General features: G+C 44.7%; 15 protein-coding genes. 8 read left to right on the top strand and 7 right to left on the bottom strand.

Annotated elements, in window-relative coordinates:
* Positions 1-297: 297 nt before the first annotated feature.
* Positions 298-2,202, bottom strand: a complete 1,905-nt coding sequence (gene htpG, locus RJD38_RS10380; protein WP_009387382.1) for a molecular chaperone HtpG — start codon at positions 2,200-2,202, stop codon at positions 298-300.
* A gap of 264 nt (positions 2,203-2,466) precedes the next feature.
* On the opposite strand from htpG, the gene RJD38_RS10375 reads away from it, so the two are divergent.
* From RJD38_RS10375 to RJD38_RS10360, 4 genes are read left to right on the top strand one after another with little or no spacing between them, the layout of a single operon-like run.
* The gene (locus RJD38_RS10375; RefSeq protein ID WP_065545605.1) at positions 2,467-3,339 is read left to right on the top strand and encodes a winged helix-turn-helix domain-containing protein; all 873 of its coding nucleotides are present in this window, start codon (positions 2,467-2,469) and stop codon (positions 3,337-3,339) included.
* 9 nt (positions 3,340-3,348) lie between these two features.
* Positions 3,349-3,864, top strand: a complete 516-nt coding sequence (locus tag RJD38_RS10370) for a regulatory protein ToxS (protein WP_005593548.1) — start codon at positions 3,349-3,351, stop codon at positions 3,862-3,864.
* A 47-nt stretch (positions 3,865-3,911) separates the two neighbouring features.
* Positions 3,912-4,667, top strand: a complete 756-nt coding sequence (locus tag RJD38_RS10365) for a sulfite exporter TauE/SafE family protein (protein WP_065545606.1) — start codon at positions 3,912-3,914, stop codon at positions 4,665-4,667.
* An 8-nt stretch (positions 4,668-4,675) separates the two neighbouring features.
* Complete coding sequence (locus tag RJD38_RS10360) at positions 4,676-4,954, top strand: SelT/SelW/SelH family protein (RefSeq protein ID WP_005593550.1); 279 nt, start codon at positions 4,676-4,678, stop codon at positions 4,952-4,954.
* A gap of 203 nt (positions 4,955-5,157) precedes the next feature.
* Here the strand turns inward: RJD38_RS10360 and RJD38_RS10355 are convergent, their stop codons facing one another.
* The 6 genes from RJD38_RS10355 to RJD38_RS10330 all read right to left on the bottom strand — a co-directional run bounded on the left by RJD38_RS10355 (position 5,158) and on the right by RJD38_RS10330 (position 9,347).
* A complete protein-coding gene (locus tag RJD38_RS10355; RefSeq protein WP_032073033.1) occupies positions 5,158-6,366 on the bottom strand; it encodes an IS4 family transposase in 1,209 nt (402 codons plus the stop codon).
* Between the two features lie 103 nt (positions 6,367-6,469).
* A complete protein-coding gene (gene yfcE / locus RJD38_RS10350; protein WP_065545607.1) occupies positions 6,470-7,027 on the bottom strand; it encodes a phosphodiesterase in 558 nt (185 codons plus the stop codon).
* Positions 7,028-7,074: 47 nt separating this feature from the next.
* Positions 7,075-7,482 (bottom strand): CBS domain-containing protein, encoded by a 408-nt coding sequence (locus RJD38_RS10345; RefSeq protein ID WP_005593552.1) that lies wholly within the window; start codon positions 7,480-7,482, stop codon positions 7,075-7,077.
* Entirely contained in the window at positions 7,479-7,829 is a 351-nt protein-coding gene (locus tag RJD38_RS10340; RefSeq protein ID WP_009387377.1) for a P-II family nitrogen regulator, read from the bottom strand. Before RJD38_RS10340 ends, RJD38_RS10345 begins: the two co-directional genes overlap by 4 nt.
* Positions 7,819-8,604, bottom strand: coding sequence for a DUF1538 domain-containing protein (locus tag RJD38_RS10335; protein WP_197497774.1), 786 nt, complete (start codon positions 8,602-8,604; stop codon positions 7,819-7,821). Before RJD38_RS10335 ends, RJD38_RS10340 begins: the two co-directional genes overlap by 11 nt.
* Positions 8,601-9,347, bottom strand: coding sequence for a DUF1538 domain-containing protein (locus RJD38_RS10330; RefSeq protein WP_065545608.1), 747 nt, complete (start codon positions 9,345-9,347; stop codon positions 8,601-8,603). The genes RJD38_RS10335 and RJD38_RS10330 overlap by 4 nt, the downstream gene beginning before the upstream one ends.
* 231 nt (positions 9,348-9,578) lie before the next feature.
* On the opposite strand from RJD38_RS10330, the gene RJD38_RS10325 reads away from it, so the two are divergent.
* From RJD38_RS10325 to RJD38_RS10310, 4 genes are all read left to right on the top strand, one after another.
* Positions 9,579-10,493 carry a TIGR01777 family oxidoreductase gene (locus tag RJD38_RS10325; RefSeq protein ID WP_065545609.1) on the top strand — a complete coding sequence of 305 codons (915 nt, stop codon included), beginning with the start codon at positions 9,579-9,581 and terminating at the stop codon, positions 10,491-10,493.
* Positions 10,494-10,539: 46 nt separating this feature from the next.
* Positions 10,540-11,367 carry an SDR family oxidoreductase gene (locus RJD38_RS10320; RefSeq protein ID WP_065545610.1) on the top strand — a complete coding sequence of 276 codons (828 nt, stop codon included), beginning with the start codon at positions 10,540-10,542 and terminating at the stop codon, positions 11,365-11,367.
* A 325-nt stretch (positions 11,368-11,692) separates the two neighbouring features.
* A complete protein-coding gene (locus tag RJD38_RS10315; RefSeq protein WP_065545611.1) occupies positions 11,693-12,547 on the top strand; it encodes a co-chaperone YbbN in 855 nt (284 codons plus the stop codon).
* Positions 12,548-12,699: 152 nt separating this feature from the next.
* Positions 12,700-13,620 carry an SPFH domain-containing protein gene (locus RJD38_RS10310; RefSeq protein ID WP_005593559.1) on the top strand — a complete coding sequence of 307 codons (921 nt, stop codon included), beginning with the start codon at positions 12,700-12,702 and terminating at the stop codon, positions 13,618-13,620.
* Positions 13,621-13,633 lie beyond the last annotated feature (13 nt).

Raw genomic sequence — 13,633 nt, 5'->3', positions numbered from 1 at the left:
GCCTCATTCACTCAAGCTTGATTGAGCAAACTAAAACAAGTGCGGACGGTAAGTTTCGGTATATACCCACTAAACGGAGTATTGTGTTTGGGCGAGCAAAATACACGCCTTAAGACTCACATTCAAGTTTCTGAGTCTACCATATTTTACAGGCAGCACGACTCTAATAAGACTAAAGAATGTTAAGCCACTATATCAGCTGACAACGTCAGCCTAATCGCTGCATGTTTTGCTATTTATCTCTGACGTTCAAACAAAAAGCCCGCAAGATGCGAGCTTTTTGTTTTTTAGCTAATATTAGCCCTTAGTCAAAAGGGTATTAATTGCACCTAAGAATTGCGATGGATCTTGCAATGAGCCACGTTCTGCCAGCATTGCTTGACCAAGTAGAACTTCAACCCAACGGCCAAAAGCTTGTTCATCGGCTTCATCCGCCATTTGCTTAACCAATGGATGTTCTGGGTTAATTTCGAAAATATATTTCACTTCTGGCACTGCTTGGCCTGCTGCTTCAAGCAACTTCGCCATTTGGGTACCCATTTCAAAATCATCCGTTACTACAACCGCTGGTGTTGTGGCGAGCTTAAAGGTAGTGCGCACTTCTTTAACGCGATCACCTAGATACTCTTTGGTGCGTTCCACAACCGATTTGAACTCTTCTTCCGCTGCTTTATGCTTCTCTTTTTCAGCTTCATCTTCAAACTTGCTCAGATCAAGCCCCGCTTTGGTGATTGACTGGAACTGCTTACCATCAAATTCAGTCAGGTAGTTCATCAACCACTCATCGATGCGATCGTACATCAAGATGACTTCAATGCCCTTGGCTTTAAACTGCTCTAAGTGCGGGCTATTTTTCGCCGCTGCGTAGCTATCTGCCGTTAGGTAGTAGATCTTATCTTGATCTTCTTTCATGCGCTCAATGTAAGACGCAAGACCAACAGTCTGCTCTTCTGAATCCACTTCAGTTGAGGCAAAACGCAATAGACCTGCCACTTTCTCTTTGTTGGCCATGTCTTCCGCCGGACCTTCTTTTAGCACTAGGCCAAATTCTTTCCAGAAAGAAAGGTACTTATCGTTGTCGTTATTGGCCATGCGCTCAAGCATAGTCAAGACACGTTTAGTACAAGCGTTACGCAATGATTGCGTCACTTTATTATCTTGTAGAATTTCACGCGATACGTTGAGTGGTAAATCATTTGAATCAATCAAACCACGAATGAAACGCAGGTAAGAAGGCATAAACTGCTCAGCATCATCCATAATGAAGACGCGCTGTACGTACAGTTTTAAACCTGATTTATGATCACGGTTGAACATATCCCAAGGGGCTTTCGCGGGGATGTATAACAGACTGGTGTAGTCGTTCTTACCTTCAACACGGTTGTGACTCCACACTAATGGATCAGCAAAATCGTGCGAAACGTGTTTATAAAACTCTTGGTATTCTTCGTCGCTGATGTCCGACTTATTACGAGTCCAAAGGGCTTGAGCTTTGTTAATTTGCTCCCACTTCTTCTCACCAGTTTCCTTACCTTCTTCATCACGTTCTTCAGTGTGGATCAGAACCGGAATACCAATGTGATCAGAATATTTGCCGATGACATCACGTAAACGCCATTCATTTAAAAACTCTTTACCATCTTCACGCATGTGCAGCACGATATCTGTACCGCGTGTTTCTTTATGGATATCTTCGATGGTGTAGTCGCCTTCACCTTCAGAATGCCACTGAACCGCCTGATCCGCGGATAGGCTTGCTGCGCGAGTGCGCACAGTTACGCTATCTGCGACAATAAATGCCGAGTAGAAGCCCACACCAAATTGACCAATCAGTTGAGAGTCTTTGCTCTGATCATCTGACAGTTTTGAGAAGAATTCCGCGGTGCCCGATTTAGCAATCGTGCCTAGATGTTCAATCACATCTTCACGGCTCATGCCGATACCGTTATCAGAAATGGTTAGGGTGTTGTTCTTTTCATCGAAAGAAAGTTTCACGCTAAGGTCCGCATCACCTTGATACAGATCGGCATTAGACAACGCTTGGAAACGAAGCTTATCTGACGCGTCTGACGCGTTAGAAATTAGCTCGCGTAGGAAAATCTCTTTATTTGAGTACAGAGAGTGGATCATTAAGTGAAGCAGCTGTTTTACTTCAGACTGAAAGCCACGAGTCTCTTTATTGTGTGTTGCAGTTTCGCTCATGTTTACTCCGTAACATCTATACTTATCAGGATCCTAGGCTGTTCTTACCAAGGATTATTTGATGATGATTGTTAATTAACATGAGGGTGACAAATGTAAATTCAAGGTCAAGAATTATAAATACGGTGTTTTTTTGATTTTAGTTTGTCTATCCTGCCTAACAAAATATTTGTAAATGGCGATCCATATTTATTAAGATTGTGATCCGTATCATTCATTGACACTAGTGATGTCTGAGACCTATCAAAACTGAAGGCCAACTGCATGAGTAATATAGGTACAAAGTTTAATCTGGCGAACAAGTTCACGTTCGATCCAAACACCAACTCACTGATAGAAAAAGACAATGATGTCGATATTATCCGTCTAGGTAGTAATGAAAGCAGGATCCTTCTTCTACTGGTGGAAAAGCCAAATTTAGTTGTAACCCGCAATGAGTTACACGACTTCGTGTGGCGTGAGCAAGGGTTTGAAGTTGATGACTCAAGCCTAACTCAAGCGATCTCAACACTACGAAAATTTCTAAAAGACTCGACTAAATCGCCTGAATTTGTCAAAACCGTGCCGAAACGCGGTTATCAACTGATCTGCTCTGTAGAACGAATGACACCATTAGTCAGTGGCGACACACCAATCATCGAACCTCAAGACAACGCAACTTATGAGGCCAATGAAGAGCAAGAGCCTGAGATTAATTTGACCGAAGAGATTGAGCGTGAAGTGGAATTACCGCCAACATCCTCACCTCAAATTGAGCCTCAAACAGCGGTAAAAACGACCTCCACTCTATTTAGTAAAGTGTTGATTGCTATTGCATTGTTACTGCCTTTACTTGCGTTAGTTATCGATAAACCAACCGATTCTCAATTTCGTCAAATCAATTCATTTGATGGCGTCGTTGTCAAAACCCCTATTAATCATCCTGACCTTTCTCATTGGTATTCGGCCATTGAGCAGTGTGTGGTTCGCTACAAACAATCCCACTTAAATGAAGCGGCGCCTGTCGAAGTGATCGCCACTGGTGGCCAAAATAATCAGTTGGTACTGAACTATATTCATCGACTTGATCATTCTGGAGAGAACATTACCGTACGTATTTTCTCTGACCAAAATGACCTTGACCATATCTGCCAATAAGGAATATTTATGAATCAGAAACTAGCGTTAGCCTTATTAGCAGTATCGGTACTTTTTAGTGGTTGGTTGTACTTAGATAGTGATTTTCAAGTAGAAAAGACCATTACCTCTAAAGAGTGGCAATCAAAAATGGTCACCGTGATCAGCGATAATCTGCAAGAAGAAACCGTCGGTCCGCTGCGTAAAGTCGACGTGGTCTCGAATGTAAAATACCTGCCAAACGGCACTTACATCCGCGTAGCGACGATTCGTTTGTTTGCCAATAGTGAACAGAGCGATAGCGTGATCAATATTTCTGAAACGGGTGATTGGGAAATCAGTGATAACTATCTACTAATTTCGCCTAAAGAGTTTAAAGATGTCTCTTCCGCGCAAAGTAAAGATTTCACTGATGTACAGCTACAACTGATTAAGCAGTTATTTAAAATGGACTCACAATTGAGCCGTCGCATTGATATCGTCAACGATAAAACCTTGCTTTTAACTAGCTTAAGTCATGGTTCTACGGTACTTTTCTCTAACTAGTTCTCACGACAATGACAAGGGAGCATGACGCTCCCTTTTTTATCATCATGGATTGGATTAATTCCGCTGGCCTGTTACTGGGCTCACTCACAGCCAACATACTCGCCGCCCTTTCCGGTGGGGGCGCAGGCTTGCTGCAATTCCCGTTATTACTGTTTTTTGGCCTACCGTTCTCTGTTGCACTGGCAACACATAAAGTCGCTAGTGTCGCTCTTGGCCTAGGCGCCGCCTTTACGCACCTAAAACAAAAATCGTTTTCTTTTGCTGAAGCTTGTTATCTCACGCTTGTTGGCAGTATTGGGGTGATCATTGGTGCCAATCTTATCCTGACGATTCCCGACTTTTGGGCGGAAAAAGCCCTTGGTGTGATGATCTTAGCTTTAGGCATCTATTCCTATTTCAAAAAGCAGCTAGGCCAAGAATCCCGACCCATTCATCGTCATTTCTTCGGTTGGTCACTCGGTGGGCTGGGCTTAATTTTTATCGGCATTATTAATGGCTCACTTACCGCAGGCTCCGGCCTATTGGTCACCCTATTTTTAGTACGCTGGTTTGGCTATAGCTACAAGCAAGCGGTGGCACTGACCATGATCTGTGTTGGTCTATTTTGGAATGGCATTGGCGGCATCGCGATTGTGCATGCTGGCGCTCAAATCTATTGGCCATGGTTACCGATTTTACTGGTTGGCTCGTTTGTCGGCGGCAGTATCGGTGCGTACCTTTCGACTCGCTTTAGTAATCGAATAATTAAAATCTGCTTTGAGATCCTCACCTTACTGGTGGGCATAAAACTACTTATTTAGGAAATGAAATGGAAAAAGCAAATATTGAGATTTTTTATTGCCGTCAGTGTAATTGGATGCTGCGCTCAACTTGGTTAAGCCAAGAGCTCTTACATACCTTTAGTGAAGAAATTGCTTCGATCTCTCTTCACCCCGATACTGGTGGCCGATTCGAAATCATTTGCAATGGCCAACTGATTTGGGAGCGCAAACGCGATGGTGGCTTTCCTGAAGCAAAAGTCCTAAAACAACGTGTGCGTGATGTGATTGATCCAGAGAGAGACTTAGGTCATTCCGATAGTAAATAGCATTCGTTGTAAATAACATTAGCTGTAAATAACATTACTAAACAATTACGATAATAAAATGGCTGCGATAAAGCTTAACTTTGCCGCCATCTCGCTTCGAAACAACGAAAAGGCACCATACGGTGCCTTTTGTTGTTTTCATCTGTTGATTACCACTCTGTGGTTAAAATCAACGCTTCAAAACTCAGCGCTGAGGGATCCCCTCATAATTTCCCCAAAGCACAACCATGTTTGAATAGATTTTGAGCAAGCAGGGTTGCAGCCGCGAGCAAGTCTTCCCTCGTTATTGTGTAGCCAGAATGCCGCAAAACTTCCATCCCTAAGCGCACTGTTGAGAGTACATTTCGATTTTTGACAGTGTTAGCTTGGAAGTGCTTATCCCAACCTTGTTTCTGACCATGAACTCCAGCAAGCCAAAATGTCAGTTGAAGCATTAGGGCGATTAGCAGCATGATATCAAAGCGCTCTGAGCTGCTAGTTCGGCTATGACGGAGGCCTAAACCGTAGGCTGGGCTTTTCAAGTCTCGGAAGGTTTCTTCAATTTGCATACGCTTCGAGTAGAGCCTAACAAGTTGCTTTGGTGTTCGGATTTCAACGGGCAAGTTAGTCGCTAAAACCCATGGTTCTTTTGTCGAAGCGGAGTAGATTTTAGGTGACGGATGATGACAATTAGTCCGTGTCGAACGCTGATTTTTTCGGCCTTTAGGACGTGATTTATACAGTGCAATTTGACATGAAATTGGGTTGCTCTTAGTCAACCTCTTATAGCCTAAAGTCTTTGAGCGACTTGAGGATATGCTATGTAAGTTGCTGATAGGTTGCCAGTTTTCCGCACCTAAATCTGCATATTGCACTTTCCCTCTGACTCGACTTAACCAGTACCAACCTAGCTTTTCAACGGATTTATACCATGGCACTTTAAAGCCAGCATCACTGACAATGAGCGGTGTAGTGTTACTCGGTAGAATGCTTGCAAGGTCGGCTAGAAATTGGTCATGAGCCTTCTTTGAACATTGCTCTGAAAGCGGAAAGGCTTTCTCATAAAGAGTAATAGAACGACCATGTAGTGCCACCGAAGCCCGCAATACCATAAGCCGTTTTTGCTCACGAATATCAGACCAGTCAACAAGAACAATGGGCATCGAATTACCTGAACAGATAAAGCTGGCATGCCAACGGTATACAGCGAGTCGCTCTTTGTGCAAGTGACGATTACCTAACAATCTGTCGATTCGTTTGATGTTATGTTTTGTTCTGGCTTTCGTTGGCAGGTTACGACCAAGTTCGGTAAGAGTGAGCGTTTTACATTCAAGTAATGCGTGGCAAGCCAGCGTTAAACTGTTGAGTCGTTTTAAGTGCAATTCAGGGCAGAATTGGTAAAGAGAGTCGTGTAAAATATCGAGTTCGCACATCTTGTTGTCTGGTTATTGATTTTTCTCAGAACCATTTGATCACATGACAAGATGTGCATCTACCTTAAATTTATGATTTTTATCAAAATCATTAGGGGATTCCTCAGAACTCAGCGTCTAATTGCGTCTCAACTAAAGTATCCCCGACAAAACTCTTCACCTTGATGGTGTTGTTTTCTAGTAAGCCGTAACTGGCAGCAAAGCCATCGCGTGGAAATGTGACAGAACCTGGATTGAAAATAAATTGCGCCCCTTTACGTTCGGCAACCGGAATATGAGTGTGACCATGTACTATCACATCCCCCTCTCGCAACGCTGGGCGTTTATCGCTGTTGTACAGATGGCCGTGGGTAACAAACAAACGTTTACCGGTTGGCAGCATCACCCAAGCAAAATCACTCATCATCGGGAATGACAGCAGCATTTGGTCAACTTCACTATCACAATTACCGCGTACTGCGATAATGCGGTCCGCATATTGGTTGAGTAATTCAGCCACTGCGGGTGGGTTATAACCTTCAGGAATCGGATTACGAGGGCCATGATTTAACACATCCCCCAGCAACACTAAATGATCGATACCAGAGCGTTCAAACTCTTGTAGTACTTGGGTTGTAGCAGGCAGACTGCCATGCAGATCTGAGGCAAAAAACAATTTCACGACATCAACTCCTCAAAATAATTGAGGCTATTCTACGTAATTGTCGATCAGTCGTCATCTCGTGCCATGCCATTTAGAACAATATTATTGTAGCTGACCATACCGATCACTTGACCATTTTCAATCACCGGTGCTCGGCTAATACCGAAACGTTCAAACAGACGTGCACAATATTTGACGTTCATCGTAGGATCCACTCCCAATGCGGGTTTGGTCATCACTTCATAAATATTAGTCCGTTCGCAGGAGCGATTTTTGGCTAACACTTTTTTAGCAATATCGTTCATCAAGACAATGCCATATTCATCATCTTGATGGCGTTTATTGACCACAAGGGCCTTAACTTGATTTTGCCGTGCTAAACGGATCCCCTCCTGCACTGTCGTTAAACCATCAATAATGACGTAGTTGCCCGTCATTACATCGCGTACACGAATGATTTCTTGGGTTGTCATAATTCATCCTCTACCACTTTGGTTAACTGCTCAACTTGATGGGCGACACCAACAGCATCTTCGATATCTATTTGGACAGCAATGCCCTGCCCCGATGCTTGATCAAACTCACCAACTTCACTGATGGTTTCTAATATTTGCCGAGCTAAATGCTCTTCAACCACAAACAGCAACACGTCTTTTTGCACCTCTAATGTCAGGCCAAAAAAGGTCCGTTTTTGGTTGAGTCCTTCGCCACGAGCGTTATTGATCACCGTCGCCCCTGTCGCGCCCGCTTGACGCGCAGCATCAAGCACTTGTTCGGTTTTACTGTCTTCAACAAAGGCTAAAAGCAACTTAAAGCGCATTTTCTTTATCCTCTTGTTTAGGTTTATTCAACCATTGGGTTATCTGTGCGTACCCCATTACTGAAATGATCGGAAATAAGCTGGCAAATGCAATCAAGCCAAAACCATCAATCATTGGATTGCGTCCCGGAACGGTAGAAGCAAGGCCAAGTCCAAGCGCAGCGACGAGTGGTACAGTCACTGTAGAGGTGGTCACACCGCCTGAGTCATAAGCTAATGGAATGATTAACTTGGGCGCGAAAAAAGTTTGAATGACGACCACGATATAGCCAAAGATGATGTAGTAATGAATCGGATCACCAACAACGATTCGATAGCTACCCAGCGAAATACCAATCGCGACGCCCAGCGCGACAGCAATACGCAAACCATTAACCCGAATGCTGCCACCCGAAACCTGATTGGCTTTGATCGCCACAGCGATCAATGATGGCTCCGCAATGGTGGTACTGAAGCCGATGCAAAACGCAAACAAATAGACCCAGTAATAATCAATCCAACTCAATGTCTCTCGGGCACTAATGCGAACTTGTTGCAGAAAATCAGGCGCGGTCAGTTGCGCTGCCATGGTCTCGCCCAAAGGAAAGAGCGCCAACTCAAGACCAAGCAAGAAAAGGGATAAACCAAAAATGACATAAAAAAAGCCTAATAACACTTTGATGGGGTTAACGATAGGTCGGCGCAACACCGCAAATTGAAAGCCAAATAGAATCGTGGCAATAGGAATAACATCACCAACGGTGTCAATAAAGGTATCCAGTAGCTGCATCATCATGCCACCACCATTCCAAAGACCATTACAAACATCATTGGCAGCAAAGAGGCAAATGCGATCAAGCCAAAGCCATCAATCATCGGATTTCTCCCTTTAATTGAAGAAGCCAAGCCCACGCCTAATGCTGTGACTAATGGTACGGTAATGGTCGAGGTGGTCACCCCTCCGGAGTCGTAAGCCACGCCAATAATACTTTCTGGTGCAAACGCGGTGAGAATCACCACACCGATATAACCACCAATAATCATGGTTTGGATTGGCCAGCCTTTGAGAATGCGTAATACGCCTAACACAATCGCGATCCCAACCGATAATGCGACCGTTAGCCGCAAGCCATTAGCGTAGTCCTCGCGACTCGCCTCATCATTGATGATCATACCGCCCTCTGCGGCCACTGCTGCCGCTTCATCGGCAATGGCGGTTAAGGCAGGCTCCGCAACCGTCGTACCAAAGCCCAAGCAGAAAGCAAAAATCAACAACCAGAATACACTGCCTTTGCGGGCAAAAGCTTGCGCCATGGTCTCGCCAATAGGAAAGAGCCCCATCTCAAGCCCAAAAATAAAAAACGTCAGGCCAAGAACCACCAGCAACAAGCCGAATAAGATCGAGAGAAGATTGGGCAGTGGTTCTTGTAGTACCACTAACTGAAAAAAAGCAATCACGATAATGATTGGCATAAGATCACGAAAGCTGCCCAACATGGCGCGCAGTAAAGCGCCTATTGCTTGCCTCACTTCCAGCATAATCTCACTCCATTGCTAACCCGTAGGCTATCTTGCCCATAACCTATCTTGCCAAAGCGCCTACTGATAGTATGTGACGGTTGCATCACCACTCATATTGGATGTAACAAAATGTGTATTCTGTGACTCCCTACACTTCCTGATTCGCCGTTGAAACGCGACAATTATCACGCACGCTCTGATCCGAGTGACGAGGTTATCGCTATAATTACTCCAAGTGAGGAGAACGTAATGAAGATATTGATCACTGGCGGTACTGGATTCGTCGGCAGAGAATTGTTGAAACACTTAACGACCCATGAGGTGGTTCTGCTATCGCGCAACCTAGATAAAGCGAAGCAAACTCTCAGTCATGCTGATTTAGGCAATATTACCTACCTCTCCCACTTGGATGATCTGCATGATTTAAATGATTTTGATGCCGTGATTAATCTCGCCGGAGAGCCCATCGCCGACAAGCGTTGGAACAAAAAACAGAAACAGGCCATCTGCCAAAGTCGCTGGCAACTCACCGAACAAATTGTCAGTCTTATTCATGCAAGCACCACTCCGCCTAAAGTCTTCATCAGCGGCTCAGCGGTCGGGTACTATGGCGATCAACAACAGCATCCATTCGATGAAAGCTTGCATGTTCAAAGCAAAGGCTTTCCTCATTATGTTTGTGCAAAATGGGAAGAGATAGCCAATCGCGCGCGCTCAGAAGAGACTCGAGTATGCATCTTGAGAACCGGTGTGGTTTTAGGTTGTGACGGCGGCGCCTTAAGCAAAATGTTATTGCCCTATAAGCTCGGCGTTGGTGGCCCAATTGGACGTGGCAAACAATACCTACCTTGGATTCACATGTTAGATATGGTACGCGGCATACTCTATTTACTCGAGACTGAACATGCCCATGGGGAATTTAACTTTTGTGCTCCTCACCCCGTCACCAACCGTCATTTCAGCCGTACTTTAGCTCGAACGCTAAAACGCCCTCACCTGTTGTTTACCCCTAAATGGGCACTGAAAATAATGATGGGAGAGAGCGCGGTGTTGCTCTTCGATAGCGTCCGAGCCAAGCCGAAAAAACTCACCGAATTAGGCTTTCGTTTTAGCTACTCCAGAATTGAACCTGCACTAAAAAATTTATTACAACATCACGACTAATCCTTTACTCTAGAGTGGCATATCGTCGCTTAAAGAGAAGGAATTCATGTCAAAAGCAGTACTGATCACCGGCTGTTCATCTGGAATTGGCTATGCCGCCGCCCATGCACTTCATCAACAGGGCTACCAAGTGATCGCATCTTGCCGCAAAGCTGAAGATGTAGAAAGACTGCAAGCGGAAGGTCTAACTTGCCTTCAATTAGACTTGAGCGATTCAGCCAGTATTGATCATGCAGTAACGCAAACATTGGCACTCACCAACGGTCAGCTTTACGGGTTATTCAATAATGGCGCATATGGGCAACCCGGCGCGCTGGAAGACTTACCGACCGACGCGCTGCGCGCACAATTTGAGAGTAACTTTTTTGGTTGGCATCAACTGGTTCAACACGTACTGCCAGTAATGCGTAAACAGGGCTATGGCCGTATCGTACAAAACAGTTCTGTACTTGGCTTTGCGGCAATGAAATACCGTGGTGCTTACAACGCCTCAAAATTCGCCCTTGAAGGTTGGAGTGACACCTTGCGCTTGGAGCTTGCCGATACCGAGATCAAAATTAGCTTGATTGAACCAGGCCCAATTGAAACCCGCTTTCGAGCCAATGCCTTAAAAGCCTTTCAGCAATGGATTGATATTGATGGCAGCGTTCATCAAACCGCCTATAAACAACAAATTCAACGACTCGAAAAGGAGGGCTCAAACAATGCTTTTGTACTGCCAGCTGAAGCTTGTATCCCCCCATTGATTGATGCCCTTGAAGCGCCACGGCCAAAGATCCGTTATCGAGTCACACGACCAACCAAGGTGTTTGCCATTCTAAAGCGCCTACTACCCAGTCGATGGTTAGATAAAATTTTGCAAAAAGCCGCTTAATGTCATCATTACGTCACAATAGAAGCGCATGATTCACTGGTAACGTAGAAATACCCCATATTAATAAGCGTTTCATTCGGTGCCTGCAGATGTCATTAAATAAATTAAATTGGCTATGTGTGAGTGCTGCGCTAACTCTGTTTATCTTATTTTAAACACCTTCGCTGCACGTGCTGCCAATAAAAATGCCACTGAATTCAGTGGCGTTTTTGTTTTAGAGACTTGATATATACACTTCCTGCCCATACTGTTAGTAGCAATAGGCTCTGCCTAAGTGAATCAATACTAGCGCCCCCAGTACTTATAATTGGCAAGGATAAAGCAAATGCAATCACCTTTTATCGTCGAACTCAATCAGCAGAATTTTATGCCGGTTCTCGAAAGCTCTCGACAAACCCCTCTGCTTATCCACTTTTGGGCCCCTATGAGCCAAGAAAGCAGTGACATCATTCCTCAACTGCAACAGCTCGCTCAAAACTACAATGGTGCGTTTACGCTTGCGCTGCTCAATTGTGAACAAGAACAAGGTATTGCTGCGCAATTTGGTGTTCAAACGTTACCCACTATCGCCTTATTTTCTGAAGGCCAACCCGTGGATGGCATGGGTGGCCCCCAACCGATTAGTGCCATCGAAGAGATGCTTAACCGACACTTACCAAGCCAAGATGCGCTAACAATGAACCGCGCTCTTCAACTGGTCGCTGCAGGCGAGCATACTCAAGCGCTGCCACTACTAAAGTCACTCCCAGAAGAATTATTAGTGAAAGGAGAAGTGAAACTTGCGCTGGCCGCTTGCTACCTTGAAACTCAAGATTTCACTCTTGCTGCAGAACAACTGCAACATATTCCTCTCGAATACCAAGATAACGATTACAAGAGCCTCATTGCTAAATTAGAACTGCATAATCAGGCGGCGAATAGCCCTGAGATCCAATCTCTTGAGAGCGCCTTTGCCCAAGATCAGGACAATGCCAAGTTAGCGCTGGATTTGGCATTGAACTATCACAACGTCAATCGTGATGAAGAAGCACTCGAGTTGATCTGGCGCTTCATCGTGAAAAATCTCAATGCTCTCGACGGCGAAATGAAAAAGACTTTTATGGATATACTCAGTGCATTAGGCCAAGGAAATCCACTGGCTGCACAATACCGCCGTCAGCTTTACTCTATCCTCTACTGATTACAGAGTAAAAATAGATTCATCTCATTGATAAGGCCGGGTATTCCGGCCTTTGTTTTATCAAAATTAGAGGCATAGCTCTCATTTCTAGATTTGTCGGCGCTGTTTTAATAAGCAACAATGGCCACAATCATGAAATAAGGAAAATCATAATGCCTATTGACTACTCTCTCATTACCACCGCTATTTTTGTTCTCGTTGTTATAGCCTTTGTTTACGCAGGTGTTAAAACCGTTCCTCAAGGTAACCACTGGACGGTAGAACGCTTTGGCCGTTATACCCACACACTCAAACCTGGCTTAAACTTCATCATTCCATTTATTGACAGCATCGGTCATAAGATCAATATGATGGAGCGCGTACTTGATATCCCGGCACAAGAAGTGATCTCTCGCGATAACGCCAATGTCACCATTGATGCGGTCTGTTTTGTGCAAGCCATTGATGCAGCAAAAGCCGCTTATGAAGTTAATGATCTCGTGCATGCGATTCGTAACCTGACTCTAACCAATATGCGTACCGTACTCGGCTCAATGGAGCTTGATGAGATGCTTAGCCAACGTGACCAGATTAACGTTAAACTATTGGCTATCGTTGATGAAGCGACTAACCCATGGGGCGTAAAAGTCACTCGTATCGAAATTAAAGATGTACAGCCACCTGCCGATCTAACCGCAGCGATGAATGCACAAATGAAAGCGGAACGTAATAAGCGTGCTGATATTCTTGAAGCTGAAGGGGTTCGCCAAGCGGAAATCCTCAAAGCAGAAGGTCATAAGCAATCTGATATCCTGAAAGCAGAAGGCGCTAAACAAGCGGCTATCCTTCAAGCAGAAGCGCGTGAACGTGCTGCAGAAGCCGAAGCAAGAGCGACCGAGATGGTTTCTAACGCGATTTCACAAGGCGATATGCAAGCAGTGAATTACTTTATAGCTCAGGGCTACACTGAAGCTCTAAAAGCGATTGGCCAAGCAGAGAATGGCAAGATCATCATGCTCCCACTCGAAGCGACGGGGTTGATGGGTTCAGTGGCCGGTATTGCTGAAATGTTTAAACAACAACCTGAAAAATAGCCGCTCATATTGG

The sequence above is a fragment of the Vibrio scophthalmi genome, assembly GCF_040869025.1.
Classification (GTDB): domain Bacteria; phylum Pseudomonadota; class Gammaproteobacteria; order Enterobacterales; family Vibrionaceae; genus Vibrio; species Vibrio scophthalmi.
This window is presented reverse-complemented; position numbering and strand designations above follow the sequence as displayed.

What these genes read in the sequence shown, in the direction of transcription:
- RJD38_RS10325 (WP_065545609.1), top strand. Translation starts at nt 9,579, where the DNA reads ATGAAGATATTGATCACTGGCGGTACTGGATTCGTCGGCAGAGAATTG.
- RJD38_RS10365 (WP_065545606.1), top strand. Translation starts at nt 3,912, where the DNA reads ATGGATTGGATTAATTCCGCTGGCCTGTTACTGGGCTCACTCACAGCC.
- RJD38_RS10375 (WP_065545605.1), top strand. Translation starts at nt 2,467, where the DNA reads ATGAGTAATATAGGTACAAAGTTTAATCTGGCGAACAAGTTCACGTTC.
- RJD38_RS10315 (WP_065545611.1), top strand. Translation starts at nt 11,693, where the DNA reads ATGCAATCACCTTTTATCGTCGAACTCAATCAGCAGAATTTTATGCCG.
- RJD38_RS10335 (WP_197497774.1), bottom strand. Translation starts at nt 8,604, where the DNA reads ATGATGATGCAGCTACTGGATACCTTTATTGACACCGTTGGTGATGTT.
- RJD38_RS10310 (WP_005593559.1), top strand. Translation starts at nt 12,700, where the DNA reads ATGCCTATTGACTACTCTCTCATTACCACCGCTATTTTTGTTCTCGTT.
- RJD38_RS10345 (WP_005593552.1), bottom strand. Translation starts at nt 7,482, where the DNA reads ATGACAACCCAAGAAATCATTCGTGTACGCGATGTAATGACGGGCAAC.
- htpG (WP_009387382.1), bottom strand. Translation starts at nt 2,202, where the DNA reads ATGAGCGAAACTGCAACACACAATAAAGAGACTCGTGGCTTTCAGTCT.
- RJD38_RS10360 (WP_005593550.1), top strand. Translation starts at nt 4,676, where the DNA reads ATGGAAAAAGCAAATATTGAGATTTTTTATTGCCGTCAGTGTAATTGG.
- RJD38_RS10320 (WP_065545610.1), top strand. Translation starts at nt 10,540, where the DNA reads ATGTCAAAAGCAGTACTGATCACCGGCTGTTCATCTGGAATTGGCTAT.
- RJD38_RS10340 (WP_009387377.1), bottom strand. Translation starts at nt 7,829, where the DNA reads ATGCGCTTTAAGTTGCTTTTAGCCTTTGTTGAAGACAGTAAAACCGAA.
- RJD38_RS10370 (WP_005593548.1), top strand. Translation starts at nt 3,349, where the DNA reads ATGAATCAGAAACTAGCGTTAGCCTTATTAGCAGTATCGGTACTTTTT.
- RJD38_RS10355 (WP_032073033.1), bottom strand. Translation starts at nt 6,366, where the DNA reads ATGTGCGAACTCGATATTTTACACGACTCTCTTTACCAATTCTGCCCT.
- RJD38_RS10330 (WP_065545608.1), bottom strand. Translation starts at nt 9,347, where the DNA reads ATGCTGGAAGTGAGGCAAGCAATAGGCGCTTTACTGCGCGCCATGTTG.